The organism is Bacillus sp. FSL M7-0307 (assembly GCF_038627835.1).
Taxonomy (GTDB): Bacteria; Bacillota; Bacilli; order Bacillales; family Bacillaceae; genus Bacillus; species Bacillus altitudinis.
Genome location: NZ_CP152023.1, coordinates 3,648,188 through 3,663,614 on the forward strand (window position 1 = coordinate 3,648,188; position 15,427 = coordinate 3,663,614).

Consider the following 15,427-nt stretch of genomic DNA (forward strand, 5'->3'; position numbering starts at 1 on the left):
CCCTATTTATTCAACTAAATTCTGATCGTCCTGAAATGCCATTCACAACAATCATCTGTTCCAACACGATCTACTTTTGCAATTCTTTCGCCTTCTTTTTAAATGCTTCCGTTTGTTCTTGATATTCCTCTTTCGTGACCGCTTTAAATTCTATGATCCCGCCTGCCATTTTAAAAGGAAATTTAATGTATGTGGCGTCTCGGTCAGTTTCACCTAAAATAAAACCCTTTTCAATTGCAGGATAAGTACTCAAATCAAACATCATCCCATCTGAGACTCCACCGGCTGTATGTTTCGTTTCTTTATAAGGTTCACCACCATCTCCTGGAACCTTTCTCATTAGAAAAGAACCTGCCCATTCAGACTGCATATACATTCGTTTTACTTTTAGAAATAGTTGGTACGAACCATCCTCTGCCGTATACAGATAACCATAAGCGCCTGTTACTTTCTTAATGAAGTTTCGTACATAATCATGAAATCTATTTTCCGTGTCATCCATCAGTTTCTCATATCGAGTATGAATGTCCTGTTGAACAGCACGTAGGTTTTTTCGATCAACTGCTTTGTATGTGATGCTGTGCTTTTCACCTTGTTTTTTCACAGAAAGATCTTTTTCGGCAAGGTGAACTTCATATGTGACCGTTTCTTTCCCTTGCTTCACATAAAATTCGTAACCGTTTTCAATTGATTTCCCAGTTAATTGATATTTGTTGATAAATAGATTGGGATCATAATGCCTTTTCGGGTTTTCCTCTAAAATGGTTTCATTCAGATGACCTGTTACTTTTCCGTTTCTCTCCGTTACCTTGAACCAGTTCACACGATCATGAGTCTTATATGCAAAGGCGTAGGGATGATTCAATACACTCTTTTTTGCGATTGCTTGATAGGCTATCCAGCCGCCTCCACCAATCAGTAGTACCGCCAGAATAGTCATGATCCAGATTTTCGATTTACTCATATGTCCCCTCCAAACTATGATCGTTCAATCTATATGAAGGATTCCTCTCATTGATTAACAAATCAGTGATCTCTTCACCTCCTTTCTAGCATTTATTTTTTTCTCATACCTCTTGTATCTGCAGTTATACATCGTTTATTATATATCTAAATGATATATCTTTTAGATAGGTTTGTTGATCAATGAAAAAATACAATGATACGACGTATGCGATTTTGGGGATTTTAACGACAGATTGTAAGTCTGGGTATGAAGTGAAGCAATTAATTGATAGGAGCTTGCATCACTTTTGGAAAATTAGTTATGGACAAATTTATCCAGCTTTAAAGTTAATAGTCGAGGAAGGGCTTGCGAAGGTTTCACCCACTTCTACAACTGGGCGCTCAGACAAGCGGGAGTATCATCTGACTGAAAAAGGGCTGGACACGTTAAGGCAATGGCTGGCGCAGCCGCTCGATCAAGTACCATCAGAACGAAATGAAGTGTTATTAAAGTTATTTTTTGGTCAATATCTTTCGTTTGAGAAAAAATTGGTGCTTTTACAGGATTATGAGAGGCAGCTCCGTATCCGTTATGAGACATATGTTGCGATTGAACAAAACATTCAAGAGCTGTATCCAGATGAAGCTGATGCGAAGTATTGGCTGTATACGTTAGATTACGGAAAGAAAGTGGCGCAGGCTGGAATTGATTGGTGCGTGGAGACCTGTGAATCGATGAAGAAAGAAGGGTGAACAAATGAAAAAAAATATACGTGCTGGCAGGTATACAACAGACAATTCTGAGCCGATTGTTGTGTTCATTATCGGAATGAGAATCAATAAACGCTTTGCTGTCCATCAATGGCTGCCAGTATTTAAGGCGATGCCGGGGATGATCAAAGAACTTTATACACATCAAGAAGAACTTGGTTTTCTCGGGACAGAAAATTACTTCGGTTTACGCACTACCACCATGATCCAATATTGGAAATCAACAGAGGACCTCCTTGCCTACGCCAAGATGGAGAAGCATTTGACTGCTTGGAAAGGATTTAACCAAAGAGCACGAAATAATGACGCGGTCGGAATTTATCATGAAACGTATCAAATTCAAGCCGGCTCATATGAATCTATCTACGTGAACATGCCTTCATATGGATTGAGCCAAGCTAAAGCGCCCATCCTAATTGGAAAAGGGAAAGGAAAAGAAACCGCAAAAGAACGCCTTTCTACAACAAATTCCTAGAGCTGATTCTCTAGGAATTTCTTTTTGCAACCATCACAAAATGTTTTAATATGCGGGCAGTTAATCCCCAAATGGTGTAACGATTGTAATCATAAAACCACTCTTCAATCGAACGACTCCCCCAGCTGTATTTTTCACCATTCATGATTTTTTCATAAGGAAAGTCCTCTCCTGGTGTTGGCTGCACCGATACATGGTGTAAGTACGGTTCGTATTGGCTGAGCCATGATAGAGGCACAGTAAAGGTCTCCTCTACTTCTTCTTGATTAAAGGAATGTTTGACCTGCTGTTCATCAATGATCCCGACAAATGGATATACCACAAAGGATGGTGAGGCAATATAAGGGCTGAGCTGTCCTAAAACCTTGACGGATTCGGGCGGAATCCCTAGTTCTTCATATGTTTCCCGCAGTGCAGCTTCTTGTGCGGTTTCGCCGCCGTCGAGTTTGCCTCCTGGGAAGCTAATATCGCCAGGCTGTTTTCTCATCGTCAGTGATCGCACTTCAAATAAAACATGCCATTCCCCGTTTACTTGCACCAAAGGGACAAGGACTGCCGCTTTGAACGCTGTCTCTTCTCCGATAAATAGCGGCTGTGATTGATGTAAGTCACTTTTTAATTGATCAATGAACATGGGCATCACCTATTTTCTGTTTCTCTTTTCTTTAGCGTATCATTGATTCTCTTTTGAATAAAGGCGATCTTTCTGACAATTATTTTTATCATTTTGACAAATATACTTGTCAAAATGAATATAATACTTTACAATCAAGATAACATTTTGATCAGAGTTGAGGTGACAGAATGAAAAATCGGCTAAAAGAGCTGCGGGCACGTGATGGTTTAAACCAAACGGAGCTTGCGAAACTGGCAAAGGTTTCCCGCCAGACGATCAGCTTAATGGAACGAGATGAATTAATGCCGTCTCTCTTACTTGCTATGAGGCTTTCACGTATTTTTCAAGAACCCATTGAACATATTTTTCTATTCGAGGAGGATGAACTCACATGAAAACTGTATACAAAATGCTCTTAGGTGCTCTCCTTGGTTTTCTCGGTGCTTACTGTTTGCTGGCAGCCGAATTTGAGCTGACACTTCTGCAAGCTGCATTTGAAACGACCCTTGTCATCACTGGCTTGACAGTTCTATTCATCATTTATTGTTTTTCAGGCATTTCACGCATGAAGAAAAGAGTCTCTCTTTCAGTATCTGGTGATGAGGAGGATGAACTAGAGGTAAAACAGTACCGAACTTTTACTGATGTAACGTTAGCTAATACGGTGAGTACCATTTTATCGATTATTGCAATTGGTATTTCCATCGTAACTGAGCAGCCACTCTGGCTGATTCTCGCAAATGCTGCCTTATTTTTGATCACCGTCATTCTTTCTTATGCATCGATCTCTGTCCTAAAACTCGTCTATCCTAATCGTCATCTACCTAGTCCATCCGATAAAGATTATGGCAAAAAACTGCTCGCCATTTCTGATGAAGGCGAAAAGCATGTGATGCTCGATGGGCTTTTTCACACTTATCAAATGATGAATATTTTATTGACCGGTGCCATGTTTATTTTGATTGTCTATTCTCTTGGCGCCAATCACTCTCAACTCTTCTCCATCATCGTCATTGGACTTGTTCTAATCATTCTTAATGCATACTATATGTTGAAGATTAGAAATCGTTAAATAAGCAAAAGCACAGCCATTTAAAAAGGCTGTGCTTTTTTCGTTCATTATGCTGAACGGCGTTTCTTTCGTGCATAAATCAAAAATAGGAACCCAAACCATACGGGTGTCAATAACAGTGCTGGCCGTGTTGCATCAGCGAAAAGCATGATGACAAGAATGGCAGCAAAGAGCACAAGAACCGCTATATTCACAAAAGGTGTAAATGGCGCTTTAAAGGTAGACGCCTTATGCAGTTCAGGACGTGTCTTCTTATATTTCAGATGGCATATTAAAATAATACTCCATACCCAAATGAAACAAATGGCACTGATCGTTGTCACAATACCAAAGGCTTGTTCAGGAATCAGCTTGCTTAAAAGAGCCCCTACTGACACCACAATCGTCGACACAAACAGGGCATTACTTGGAACAGCATGCTTATTTAGACGGCCAAAAGATGCCGGTCCTTGTTTTTGATGACTGAGATTATACAAAATTCGGCTCGTTGAGAACATACCGCTATTACAAGCAGAAGCCGCAGATGTCAGGACGACAAAGTTGATGAGTCCCGCCGCTACTGGTATGCCAATGAGCCCAAAGGTTTTCACAAAAGGACTTTCTGATGCACTGAGTTCTGTCCATGGGTTGATGCATAGTAATACAAAAATCGCACCTACATAGAAAAATAGAATTCTTAATGGAATTTTATTAATCGCAGACGGGATATTTTTTTGCGGATTCGCTGTTTCTGCTGCTGACACACCGACAAGTTCCACGCCCACATACGCAAAAATCACCATCTGGAATGACAATAAGAAGCCTGTCACACCATTTGGAAATAATCCTCCGTGTGACCACAGATTCGTTACCGTCACGGGCCCTGCATCTGTTTGGAAACCAATGATTAACAGGACAATTCCAACGCCAATCAACAGTAATATCGTAATCACTTTAATAAGTGCAAACCAAAATTCCATTTCTCCAAAAAGCTTCACCGTTAATAAATTAAATCCTAGCAAAATCAATAAACAAATAATAGCAGGAATCCACTGCGGAATATCAAACCAGTACTGCACATACACCCCGACCGCAATAACATCCGCCATCGCTGTCATAATCCAGCAAAACCAATACGTCCATCCTGTCACAAAGGAAGCCCATGGTCCAAGATAATCCTCTGCTATATCCGTTAAAGACTGATAGCCCGCCTTAGATAAGAGCAATTCTCCAAGTGCCCTCATGACAAAAAAGATGGCCATTCCGACAATCAAGTACGCAAAAATGATCGATGGTCCTGCCAATTGAATGGCCTTTCCAGACCCTAAAAATAGCCCAGTTCCAATCGTTCCGCCAATGGCAATTAATTGAACATGACGGTTTGATAAATCTCGCTTTAACTCTTGTTGTGCCAATTTCAACACCCTCCTACGACACGATCCTATACTGAAATAATGAACTCTCAAAAAGTCCATAAAAAAAGAGATTGGATGCGCTCCAATCTCACGGTCATAAAAGAATAGCAAAATAGAGAAAAGCAATACACAGTATGATCCATGCATCACAAATACAATATTTCGTACTCTTCTGTCCTTTTGCCTGAGATTGTGAACCCTTCGGCGCCGCACATACATGCGGTCTCTCCAGAAGCTGCTCCTGCCATAGTGTGACCCACAGCAATCATAGCCTTCGATATTTACTTTAAATGTTGCTATTTCTGAATAATTTTATATTTTACGCCTCTAAAAGAAAGCTGTCAATGGTAATCTTTTAAGATGTTGTTTCCTCCTTATCTGAAGCTGATATGACATCACTTCATCAACACCCCTTGATTAAGGTATAATGAAACAAAGAATGTTCGGCTCGTTTGGTGGAGACATCCATCTTGATGATGAACCATAGTTAGGCAATCCAATGAAGTTGGTGAAGACAAATGAAAAAAATGAACAAACAGCGTGTGACATTACAAGAAGTCGCCCGGCATGCAGGTGTATCGACTTCAACGGCCTCACTCGTTGTTCGCAACAACCCTAGAATCTCTGAAGCCACCCGGAAAAAAGTGCTGCAATCTATGGAGGATTTGGGATACGTGTACGATCGCGTCGCTGCCAACATGCGGTCGAAAAGTTCAAATATTGTGGGTGTGATCGTCACGGATATTTCAAACACCTTTATTTCTGAATTTTTAATCGGTGTGCAAACCACACTTGAGTCACTTGGCTATACCGTTTTACTTGGGACAACCTTTGATAGTGTGGATAAGCAGGAGCGGCTCATTTCCACAATGGTAGAGCACCGAGTGGGTGGAATCATCTTAAATCCAGCATCGAAAAGTTCGACACGAACGGTGAAACAATTAAACAACATTCGCACGCCAAAAGTATTGGCAAATCGTGAATTAGCAGATGTCCATTGTGATTATGTCGGCGTTGATTATGAACAAGGCACTTGGATGGCGGTTCGTCATCTTCTTCAAAAAGGGCATCGCCGCATCGCTTTCTTAGGCGGAGTCAAATCCTCCTCGACTTGGATTGAACGGATGAAAGGGTTCAAAAGAGCCCATGATGATGAGGACAAGGCGATGGATGAATCTCTTATTATCGATATGGTGCCTACCCGTGAAGGCGGGAAAGAAGCCCTTGCCCAAGTGATTGACCTTCCCGAACCACCTACTGCTATTTTTTGCTTCAGTGATTTAGTGGCGTTTGGGGTGATTCAAGAATTGGCAGCGCGTGACATCAAGCCTGGTGAAGACATTGATGTAGTTGGGTTCGATAACATCCCTGAAGCGGAGATGTATCACCCGCCGCTCACCACAGTCTCATCTTTTCCACGATCCATTGGAGTCAAAGCAGCCAACCTTTTGTATCATAAAATGAACGAGCAGGATGAAGAACTGCAGCGATTGATATTAAAGCCTCAACTTCATATTCGAGAAACCTCGACATGATCATGAAAAGGAGAATTGCAAAGCGATTCTCCTTTTTTTATTGAGCAAGTCAACTATTTCTTTATTACATTTTTCTTTTTTTAAATCGCAAAGTCATAAACTTGACACATTTTAAACGCAGGAGTATATTTATCTCGTTGCTTCTTTTAGTATATCGTTATACCTTTTGTGAACATATCGTTATTTATGATATCAACTACAGTTAAAGATGGATCTTTTGATTCTGATCAAATCGAGGAAGTCCATCAACTTATGATAACTGTTATTATTTTTAATTATTTAGTAGAACGATGTACTTATTTGAAGAACAGATGAATATTCATTATTTTTTCATCAATCACACAAGGGGTGTTGTGATGGACTTAATATTATTTACGTTTAAGGAAATAACAAAGGGTAACAAGAATTTGGCCCGAACAGGGTTTCAAATATAGGAGTGGGAACATGAAAAATCCATACATTAAATCATCACTTGGCATGTACTTAAACTATTTCATGCTAGGCATGATCAATATTATTGTGGCATCAAACATGGAAAGCTTATCTGAACGCTACCATGTAGATATTCCAAAAATCAGCTTGCTTGTATCAGCAATCGGTATCGGTAAATTAATTGCTCTCTTTTTCTCTGGCCGGCTGGCAGACAGCTGGGGGCGAAAACCTGTCATTATTACAGGTAACTTTCTTTACTTATTATTCTTAATTGGGATTCCAACGACGACCAATTATACATTGGCTTTCATTTTTGCCATTTCCGCAGGGATTGCAAACTCATTGCTTGATTCAGGGACATATCCTGCTTTGACAGAGTCATTTCCTAAAAAAGCAAGTTCAGCTTCTGTATTAGTGAAGGCGTCTGTATCAATTGGTGCGACTGTTCTTCCATTTATCTTGGCATTCCTTATTGCACATGACATCTTCTGGGGCTTGGCATTCTTTGGTCTAGGACTTCTTTATTTACTTGTAGGCATTTACTTGATCTTTATGCCGTTCCCAAATCATAAGCAAACAGCTTCTCAAAACGATCTTCCCGTTCAAGAGCAAATGAAGGAAGAACCGAAAATGTTTGGTGAAGGTTTAGCTGTTGTACTTATGGGATTCACGTCTACTGCATTATTTGTCGTATGGCAAACTTGGCTTCCACAGCTCGGGTTGAAATTGATTGGGCTTGGCTCAGGACAAGCGACACAGCTTCTTTCTTATTTTAGTATTGGTGCACTCGTATCTGTTCTATTGCTTTCAATCGTATTAGATAAATTCATTTCACCAATTATGGTCGCTATTATTTACCCAATCGGGGCATTCCTTGCCATGCTTTCACTATTTCAAATCGAAACATACGGCATTGTCATTGTTAGTACCTTTTTCTTAGGATTATTTACAGCCGGCATTTTCCAGTTGGCGATGAGTATTATGATGAAATTATTCCCTACAAACAAAGCAACGGCTTCATCATATGTCAACATTGCGGCAAGCTCAGCGTTTATCCTTGTTCCGCTGATTACAAGCGGACTCGTTAGCACGTACGATATTAAAATGACTTTATTCTTCGATATGATCATTGCGGTCATCAGCGTATTGTTAGCAGTCTTTGTTTTACGACGCATGAAAAAATTGTTTAGATAATTAAAGGAGATGTCAATCATGACAAACATACATGAACGTAATATTGATGGAAAAACAAAATTAGTCGGTCTTCTTGCAACACCAATCGGGCACAGCCTGTCACCACGGATGCACAACCTTGGCTATACACTGACAGGAATCAACTATGCTTACCTTGCTTTTGAGGTAGGAAATGATGAACTAGAAGCAGCAGTAAACGGGATGAAAGCGATGGGTGCAGCTGGATTTAACGTATCCATGCCGAACAAAATGAAAGTGCTCGATTACTTAGATGAACTAGATGATTCTGCAAAATATACTCGCGCAAGCAACACAGTTGTGAACAAAGATGGCAAGCTGGTTGGCTACAACACAGATGGTCTTGGTTACGTAAGAAACTTAATTGAACATGGCGTTGAATTAGCTGGACAAAAGGTCACACTCGTTGGATCTGGCGGCGCTGCAACTCCGATTGCCATTCAGCTTGCACAATCAGGTATTCGTGAAATTAGTATTTTTGCTCGTAATGACCAATACTTTGTTCAAGCAGAAGAAAATGTAAATTACATCAACAACGAAATGAAATCATTCGGTGTCAAAGCAAACATTTTCCCACTTGAAGACAAAGACGCTTTCCGTCGTGAAGTAGCTGAAAGTGCGATCTTAGCAAACGGGACAAGCCTTGGTATGAAACCTTTAGATGAGCTCAGCATTATTGACGATACACTTGATGTATTACGCAAAGACTTAATCGTGACAGATGTCGTCTACAACCCGCAAAAAACAAAACTTCTTGCTCAAGCACAAGAAGCTGGTGCCAAAACGATTAACGGTCTTGGCATGATGCTATGGCAAGGTGCCCTTGCGTACAAACTCTTTACTGGCGAGGATATGCCGGTTGAACAAGTGAAACAAATTCTATTTGAAAATGACCGTTTCTAAACGAAACACAGAAAAAAGACGACCTCCGCTTTGGAAGTCGTCTTTTTTTATTCGTGTATCATAATCCGGCGATATCGATTGAGGATATACATCGCGCCGATGATCGCAACAACAGCGACACCCGCATCAAATATAAAGATTTGCAAAATCGTCGAGTGGGTTTCGATCAAACCAGTGACGACCGGAATCACAATGGCGGACACTCCGCCTGCTGTTGAGATAATTCCTGTCATCGTCCCTTTATTTTTCCAGAAGAACTCAGCCATTACGGTTAATGTCAGCTGAAAGACTCCCGCTGTTGAAAAGCCCAATACAAATGCATTGACGGTACCGATGACTGGAGACTTCACAACCAATAGCACACAGATAGAGGCTAATGTAATGATCGGATAGACAAGCAGCACGGTGACCGGACGGACAATGCGGCGCAAAAGAAATGCGAGCAATAAGACAGACAGCAAACCGCCCATGCTATAGTAACTAAGCAGCTTCACAGCACTGCCAGAAGCCATCCCCAAAATTTCCTCACCGTACGTAGGCAGCCAAATTTGCGGCAAGGCGTACAGACCATTTGATGTAAAACTGATCACAATCAGTGCGACCCCTTCTCTCCAAAACGTAGGCTCTGATGAGAAGCGTGGAAGTCCATCATGCTCCGTCACCTGAACTTGCTCCACCTTGCGATGATTCGGAAATGGCAATGTCCACAGCATTATCACATTCACTAAATAAATAAAAGCAGGTAAATAAAACGCAAATCCATAAAACAGATCATGCTCTGCTAAAAAGAAAATAGCGAGCGGCAGAATGGTCGCCCCAATCGAAATAAACGCCTTCACCATCACATTTGCAGATCCCGAGTTTTGAGGAAAGGCTTCCATTAAAGCCGGATACGTCCCTGCATCCATCGCCGAATTCGCCACCCCTGCCAAAATCGCAAACGCAAACGCGATTTGATAATTCGGAGACAATGGGATTCCAATGAGGAACACTGCCATCAGCACCCCCGAAACCAAAATGACCGGCTTTCGTCCAAAACGATCTGACAGTACACCCGATAGACCATACGTGAGCACCCTGCCAATACCGAGTGCAGATATCATATAACTAATCCCCGCACTATTTGTATCTAATTGTTTGATCAAAAATGGCATATTAGAAGCCAAAATAATATTGACCATACCTAATAAAAAATAATTGATATAAAGACTAGAAGCCGTTCTCAAATACGGATTCCTCATGCTGACACACCCCTCAACACATTGCAATGAAGTGACAAATAATGGTTACGCTTACAAGATTCATGCGTGAGGAGAAACAGCTTTGCAACCTTCACGTACTTGAAACATCTCATCATTTCATGCGGCTCACAGCTTACATGCCCTTCATTTATCAAGCATCTCTTCAAATTTTCACTAGCTCTTATTTTATATGAATGTGAAAGGTAATGATAGTGAATTGCTTAAATTTGAGGGAAATGGTTATAGAGAAAAATCCCTGTCATTTTTTGAAATGAAGCTTGATCTAAACTCACATTCCCCAAAAACTAAACTCATAAAAATATTCTGTACGCTCTATGCATAATCCAAAATGAAAATCCTCTGCTATTAAAATGAAATCTCCGTATCCACTTAAAAATTTGGTTTGCTCAAGAAGTTGATTTAAATGATGAAACACTTCATCCACATTCACTAAAAGCGCTTCAATTTCATGATCTCGGAAAAAAAGCAATCTCCCTTGTTCAGGAGTCTCTTTTATCCTCCCGACCATTTCATTTAACATTTGTGTAGACTTTTCAATATGCTCTAGATAGTTGTCTCCATGTATTTGACTTTTATGTTCTCTCGATTGCAGGAAAGTAAATACCTTCTGACAAAAAAATTGATTCTCTTCGACCTCCAAAAAAGGGGGTTCTGGAAGTGTCATATAGCTTAATTCGTTTATTAAGTGCTTTCTTCTGCTTTTTCTTTTTAAGGTTTCGATTTTTGTTTTTTGGTTTTTATTCATATTAGCCAGTTCAACATCTCCTTTCCATTTTGTATTTATCCTTACGATAAATACCTTATTAGATAATCAATTAATTTGTTAATATGCATCTTCATTCATAGATGTGAACAACTCACAACAGACTTGCAGCTAACCTTCCATTATAAGCTAGGAATTAAGAATATTACACATTATGGGGAGCATCATCGCTTTCATAAACAAGTTGCCCACATCGAAACCTTCCACTCCAATTTAAAATCAGAAGGGTTCTATCATCTTCACCACCTGACAATCACTACGCTGCGATTTTATAAAATACATATACCAATATTCGAGTTCAATGGAAATGAAACAACCAGTCACCGAAAGAGTTTCGACAACTGGCTGTTTCATACGGTGTTTTGCTCCCAGTCTCACAAAAACGGGAGGGCAAGTCCCAAATGTGGGGATTGTTCTCTTTTAGAGATACTATGAATGGCTTTGTATTCGCTCCTGTATTTTCTGGGTATGATCTTGATTTAAAATCATTGCCAATTCGGCCTCATTTAGGACAGATCCCCATCTAAAGATAATTTCACTATTCAAACCATACTTCAAAAAAAGCGCTTGATAATCTACTTCATGACTATTCTGATCCAATCCTGAGTAAAACAAATCTTTTATAGATTCCTCTGAGAGCATAGAATCCCTTCTACTGGCAATCATGAAACTAGATTGATACTGATCCATTATTCGCAATGCCTTATCTAAATCAGGTTGAGGTACTTTGGCCATACTGACATAAAATTGATTTTCTTGTTCATCTAAAAGTAATTCTGGCCCCTTTTCAAAACCTGAAGTATTTATTTCCGAATCAATCGATTTCCATACTTTTCGGAATCTCTCTATTCGCGAATGTACATCAGTTACTTTCTTACTCAGAAAGATATAAAAATGGTAATTAGTTAATTGACCGCTAAAAATTTCGATTAGTTCATTTTGACAATAACTTTGAAAAGCCTCTATTCCACCATCATTTAAAAAGTGATATCCGTTTATACTATATACACTTAACTGTTTAAGTTCATTTATTTTCTGATTTAACCACTTATAGTAGTTTGTCACACCTTGTTCGAATTCAAGTTTTATTTTCATTAGTCACCTTTAATCAGTAATTAAAATTGCTCGAATTGGACAACTGCTTTTTCTTTTTGTAAAAACTCTTCAAAAAAAGATACTAATCTATTTATATTCTCTTCTTTTGAATATAGTAACGGATTATAACCATCTGAAGGAGGCATATAATGAATAAATGGTTCCATATCCTCAGGGTAACCAAAATCAGCGTATACTTCACACAATTCATCCAATAACTCTTCAGGTGACTTCTTATTTTTTTCTTTTAAGTGAGACGTTATACCATATCTCCATTTCCTTTTTTCAATGTCCCATTGGCTAGATTCTTCTTCTACCAAATCATTGTATAATTCTACTAATATCATTTGGAGTTTTCTATAATCCTCATCTGGGTGGCCAGCTCCCCAAGCTATTTCTAGAATTAAAGAATTTTCACATTCTGTATGATTAGATAAATATTCTACTGCATACTTGCTTATTTCTTTGTATGAGAACAAATTTAACCTAATTCCTACATATATAGTCTTCCAATCAACTTTTATTTTGTGATGTTTTAAATGCTCTAATGAAAAATACATAATTTAATACATTCCTTTTGTGATTAGACAAACTCTATTGTCTCCTCCAAGCTTTATCCAATTAACATTACACATTTTGATTTTATTAATTGAAATAAATGTTTTTAAAGATTTTTATCTCTCCTCTACACTTCGAAATATTGCTCCTTAAATACATTTGAATACCTCATATAAGTTAATCAACCTTCGTATTAAAGGTTTACTCAGTTAGGTTTAATTTTCACAAATTTAAAGTAGTCTTTACCTTGTCCAAAAGTAAATAAACTTGTGCCTTCTGTTCTGGAGTTTCAGCAACATACTCCATACAAATTTCTTCCAAGCAACTATAGAAATCTAGATTATCCATCACAATTTCATGATAAGATGCTGTGTCCATAAATATCATTACTCCATTATTAAATTCAACGTCCTCTGAATGCTCTGGAAGTTCGTATCCCATCATATGATCTTGCCAAGGTTCTCTGTGGGACAAACACTCTAACACCTCAACTAAATCATTCTTCAAAAAAGAAAAAAAGTCTTGAACAATCGGCTGCATATTTTTCAACATCAAGATCCTCCTAATTACTATATTTTTTCCATTCTAATACTGGATACAAACTTTCAATTTCCCCTGTTTTTGGATTTTTCCATCCTTCAAATTTTAAACCATTTGATGTACCTTGTATTACATGTTGACCGCCTCTAGTTACATACTCAGTACCATTTTCCATTGCCTCTTGTCCATATTGGTAAATTTGTTCATCAGTAAATACATTATCATCATAAACAGTCTTCTTATGAGTAGAGGCTTTAAATTCTTTTGTATACATACCACGCTCTTGTTTTGCTATTTTATAGTACACATCATTTATTCCATGGACCGAAGGATGGCGTTCCTTTCTCTCCAATTTATAGGGAATTTCTTTTTCATTTAAATAATTGAAAAATTCCTTTTCATTATGACCACCACTTACACCTGTTTTACTAACACCTTCTGGTCGTATTAGATGATTTTTGCTGTTGTCAGAATACTTATGTTTAAATCCACCTTTACCAGCACTATCCTTCACACCCATCTTCCCATGAAACCCTTTTGCCCCAAACGGCAAAAGCATCCCCAGCGCCGCATTCATACTCGCTTCCTGCTGTTCTTTCGAGATCTTATTTCCAAACATATCTCGACCCGTAATCGCTTCGCTGAAGCCGTTAGTTGCGGTGAGTCCATATAAGCCTTTTTGTGATGTTTTCAACGCATCGAAAGACTTCTGTGATGTCTTGTAAATGTCGACTGCTCTGACTGCGGCGGACGTGGCTTGAGTCGTTTTATAGACAGCCTTTCCGCCTTTGAAAATACGTCCTGCCCATCCGACGATCGGGATGTAGCCTGCTGCTGCCATGCCGCCTGCGGCGACTCGCTGTCCTGCGGTGAGTTCTTCACCTGTGATCGGATCGACACCTGTTGCGGCACGTTTTGCATCGTTCACGCCTGTCAGTTCATTGACGATATTTCCTCCGTAATCAAGAGCTTTTTCATACCACGGACGGTTGGCGAGTGCTTCTTGTTCCTTTGCGATCTTGCGAGCTTCTTCTTGATCATTTTTGATTTTCAGATATTCAGACGTTTGCTTCTCAATATCGCTTTTTGCCTTGTAGATTTCGCTATTTTGATACGCTTTCTTGTCAAAATTCATAGGCGAAATGGATTTTCCGTCATTTGTGGCATTGATCATTTCTGCGTACAATGCCATTGTAGCCTTCTCCTCAGTCTCTGACAAAGCATATTCATCTTTTAGATTTTGATCAAGTTCTATTAAATCTTTTACCGTTTTCTTCCGTTCATCTTCCGCATCTGCAATCTTTTCGTCAAAGGTTTTACTATCAAATACCTCCAGAGAAATGAGATCATCAATATCTTGAAAAATCGTTTTGAGTGCCTTTTTTTGATCCTTCACGATGCTTTTGGCATTCTTGATTCCCATATGTACAGCGTTGTCTAAAAAGTGTTCTTCTACAAAGGTGTCGCCGCCAAAGTTTGTATCATCAAGTGTCCCAGATACACCTTCATGAAAGGCTTTTTGTTTATCAATGAAGCTAATAAACATGTCCACATTTCCGGCGAGTTCTTTGTAGAAGCTTTTAATGTTATCGGCACCTTTTCCAGTAAAGTCGTCACCGAGATTGGCAACACCTTGTAATGCCTTTTTTAAATCTATCATTTGTTCGCGGAGTTCCTGATAGTGTTTTGCCCTTGTATCCATGGCACTGGTTAGTGCTTTTGCATCAAGTATCTTGCCCAGAAGAAGCCACTCCCTCCATTATTGATCATAAAGTCTATTTTACCGTGACCTTCAAAACGGAAAAATAGGCTAAATGACATAAAATATGGAATGAACTCTCTATCCAATTTACC

General features: G+C 39.2%; 16 protein-coding genes and 1 riboswitch. Of the genes, 7 read left to right on the top strand and 9 right to left on the bottom strand.

The window, feature by feature from the left end; translation table 11 throughout:
- Window positions 1-70: 70 nt before the first annotated feature.
- Window positions 71-964 carry a hypothetical protein gene (locus MHI41_RS18640; protein ID WP_342494400.1) on the bottom strand — a complete coding sequence of 298 codons (894 nt, stop codon included), beginning with the start codon at window positions 962-964 and terminating at the stop codon, window positions 71-73.
- Between the two features lie 182 nt (window positions 965-1,146).
- On the opposite strand from MHI41_RS18640, the gene MHI41_RS18645 reads away from it, so the two are divergent.
- Together MHI41_RS18645 and MHI41_RS18650 are read left to right on the top strand one after the other, a co-directional pair.
- Window positions 1,147-1,698 (top strand): PadR family transcriptional regulator, encoded by a 552-nt coding sequence (locus MHI41_RS18645; RefSeq protein ID WP_060832788.1) that lies wholly within the window; start codon window positions 1,147-1,149, stop codon window positions 1,696-1,698.
- A gap of 4 nt (window positions 1,699-1,702) precedes the next feature.
- Window positions 1,703-2,191 (top strand): DUF4188 domain-containing protein, encoded by a 489-nt coding sequence (locus MHI41_RS18650; RefSeq protein WP_342494401.1) that lies wholly within the window; start codon window positions 1,703-1,705, stop codon window positions 2,189-2,191.
- A gap of 10 nt (window positions 2,192-2,201) precedes the next feature.
- Here MHI41_RS18650 and MHI41_RS18655 read toward each other — a convergent pair whose 3' ends face one another.
- Window positions 2,202-2,825 carry a CoA pyrophosphatase gene (locus MHI41_RS18655; protein WP_017368402.1) on the bottom strand — a complete coding sequence of 208 codons (624 nt, stop codon included), beginning with the start codon at window positions 2,823-2,825 and terminating at the stop codon, window positions 2,202-2,204.
- A gap of 170 nt (window positions 2,826-2,995) precedes the next feature.
- On the opposite strand from MHI41_RS18655, the gene MHI41_RS18660 reads away from it, so the two are divergent.
- Window positions 2,996-3,202 (top strand): helix-turn-helix transcriptional regulator, encoded by a 207-nt coding sequence (locus MHI41_RS18660; RefSeq protein ID WP_249669926.1) that lies wholly within the window; start codon window positions 2,996-2,998, stop codon window positions 3,200-3,202.
- A complete protein-coding gene (locus tag MHI41_RS18665) occupies window positions 3,199-3,879 on the top strand; it encodes a DUF3169 family protein (protein ID WP_342494402.1) in 681 nt (226 codons plus the stop codon). Before MHI41_RS18660 ends, MHI41_RS18665 begins: the two co-directional genes overlap by 4 nt.
- A gap of 47 nt (window positions 3,880-3,926) precedes the next feature.
- Here the strand turns inward: MHI41_RS18665 and MHI41_RS18670 are convergent, their stop codons facing one another.
- On the bottom strand, window positions 3,927-5,273 hold the full coding sequence (locus tag MHI41_RS18670) for an amino acid permease (RefSeq protein WP_008347408.1): 1,347 nt from the start codon (window positions 5,271-5,273) through the stop codon (window positions 3,927-3,929).
- 162 nt (window positions 5,274-5,435) lie between these two features.
- A riboswitch (glycine riboswitch) is annotated at window positions 5,436-5,515 on the bottom strand.
- Between the two features lie 276 nt (window positions 5,516-5,791).
- Here MHI41_RS18670 and MHI41_RS18675 point away from each other — a divergent pair.
- The 3 genes from MHI41_RS18675 to MHI41_RS18685 all read left to right on the top strand — a co-directional run bounded on the left by MHI41_RS18675 (window position 5,792) and on the right by MHI41_RS18685 (window position 9,355).
- The gene (locus tag MHI41_RS18675; protein ID WP_272511283.1) at window positions 5,792-6,808 is read left to right on the top strand and encodes a LacI family DNA-binding transcriptional regulator; all 1,017 of its coding nucleotides are present in this window, start codon (window positions 5,792-5,794) and stop codon (window positions 6,806-6,808) included.
- A 444-nt stretch (window positions 6,809-7,252) separates the two neighbouring features.
- Window positions 7,253-8,434: an MFS transporter gene (locus MHI41_RS18680; protein ID WP_342494403.1), complete on the top strand. Its 1,182-nt coding sequence runs from the start codon at window positions 7,253-7,255 to the stop codon at window positions 8,432-8,434.
- Between the two features lie 18 nt (window positions 8,435-8,452).
- Window positions 8,453-9,355, top strand: coding sequence for a shikimate 5-dehydrogenase (locus MHI41_RS18685; RefSeq protein WP_008344408.1), 903 nt, complete (start codon window positions 8,453-8,455; stop codon window positions 9,353-9,355).
- A gap of 47 nt (window positions 9,356-9,402) precedes the next feature.
- On the opposite strand, the gene MHI41_RS18690 is transcribed toward MHI41_RS18685, so the two are convergent.
- The 6 genes from MHI41_RS18690 to MHI41_RS18715 all read right to left on the bottom strand — a co-directional run bounded on the left by MHI41_RS18690 (window position 9,403) and on the right by MHI41_RS18715 (window position 15,314).
- Window positions 9,403-10,596, bottom strand: a complete 1,194-nt coding sequence (locus MHI41_RS18690) for an MFS transporter (protein WP_272511285.1) — start codon at window positions 10,594-10,596, stop codon at window positions 9,403-9,405.
- A gap of 289 nt (window positions 10,597-10,885) precedes the next feature.
- Window positions 10,886-11,137: a hypothetical protein gene (locus tag MHI41_RS18695; RefSeq protein WP_342494404.1), complete on the bottom strand. Its 252-nt coding sequence runs from the start codon at window positions 11,135-11,137 to the stop codon at window positions 10,886-10,888.
- A gap of 672 nt (window positions 11,138-11,809) precedes the next feature.
- Complete coding sequence (locus tag MHI41_RS18700) at window positions 11,810-12,475, bottom strand: hypothetical protein (RefSeq protein WP_017368410.1); 666 nt, start codon at window positions 12,473-12,475, stop codon at window positions 11,810-11,812.
- Between the two features lie 20 nt (window positions 12,476-12,495).
- On the bottom strand, window positions 12,496-13,035 hold the full coding sequence (locus tag MHI41_RS18705; RefSeq protein WP_017368411.1) for a DUF2247 family protein: 540 nt from the start codon (window positions 13,033-13,035) through the stop codon (window positions 12,496-12,498).
- A gap of 220 nt (window positions 13,036-13,255) precedes the next feature.
- A complete protein-coding gene (locus tag MHI41_RS18710; RefSeq protein ID WP_017368412.1) occupies window positions 13,256-13,585 on the bottom strand; it encodes a hypothetical protein in 330 nt (109 codons plus the stop codon).
- Between the two features lie 10 nt (window positions 13,586-13,595).
- On the bottom strand, window positions 13,596-15,314 hold the full coding sequence (locus MHI41_RS18715; protein ID WP_342494775.1) for a T7SS effector LXG polymorphic toxin: 1,719 nt from the start codon (window positions 15,312-15,314) through the stop codon (window positions 13,596-13,598).
- Window positions 15,315-15,427: the final 113 nt, after the last annotated feature.

What these genes read in the sequence shown, in the direction of transcription:
- MHI41_RS18640 (WP_342494400.1), bottom strand. Translation starts at nt 964, where the DNA reads ATGAGTAAATCGAAAATCTGGATCATGACTATTCTGGCGGTACTACTG.
- MHI41_RS18645 (WP_060832788.1), top strand. Translation starts at nt 1,147, where the DNA reads ATGAAAAAATACAATGATACGACGTATGCGATTTTGGGGATTTTAACG.
- MHI41_RS18650 (WP_342494401.1), top strand. Translation starts at nt 1,703, where the DNA reads ATGAAAAAAAATATACGTGCTGGCAGGTATACAACAGACAATTCTGAG.
- MHI41_RS18655 (WP_017368402.1), bottom strand. Translation starts at nt 2,825, where the DNA reads ATGTTCATTGATCAATTAAAAAGTGACTTACATCAATCACAGCCGCTA.
- MHI41_RS18660 (WP_249669926.1), top strand. Translation starts at nt 2,996, where the DNA reads ATGAAAAATCGGCTAAAAGAGCTGCGGGCACGTGATGGTTTAAACCAA.
- MHI41_RS18665 (WP_342494402.1), top strand. Translation starts at nt 3,199, where the DNA reads ATGAAAACTGTATACAAAATGCTCTTAGGTGCTCTCCTTGGTTTTCTC.
- MHI41_RS18675 (WP_272511283.1), top strand. Translation starts at nt 5,792, where the DNA reads ATGAAAAAAATGAACAAACAGCGTGTGACATTACAAGAAGTCGCCCGG.
- MHI41_RS18680 (WP_342494403.1), top strand. Translation starts at nt 7,253, where the DNA reads ATGAAAAATCCATACATTAAATCATCACTTGGCATGTACTTAAACTAT.
- MHI41_RS18685 (WP_008344408.1), top strand. Translation starts at nt 8,453, where the DNA reads ATGACAAACATACATGAACGTAATATTGATGGAAAAACAAAATTAGTC.
- MHI41_RS18690 (WP_272511285.1), bottom strand. Translation starts at nt 10,596, where the DNA reads ATGAGGAATCCGTATTTGAGAACGGCTTCTAGTCTTTATATCAATTAT.
- MHI41_RS18695 (WP_342494404.1), bottom strand. Translation starts at nt 11,137, where the DNA reads ATGTTAAATGAAATGGTCGGGAGGATAAAAGAGACTCCTGAACAAGGG.
- MHI41_RS18700 (WP_017368410.1), bottom strand. Translation starts at nt 12,475, where the DNA reads ATGAAAATAAAACTTGAATTCGAACAAGGTGTGACAAACTACTATAAG.
- MHI41_RS18705 (WP_017368411.1), bottom strand. Translation starts at nt 13,035, where the DNA reads ATGTATTTTTCATTAGAGCATTTAAAACATCACAAAATAAAAGTTGAT.
- MHI41_RS18710 (WP_017368412.1), bottom strand. Translation starts at nt 13,585, where the DNA reads ATGTTGAAAAATATGCAGCCGATTGTTCAAGACTTTTTTTCTTTTTTG.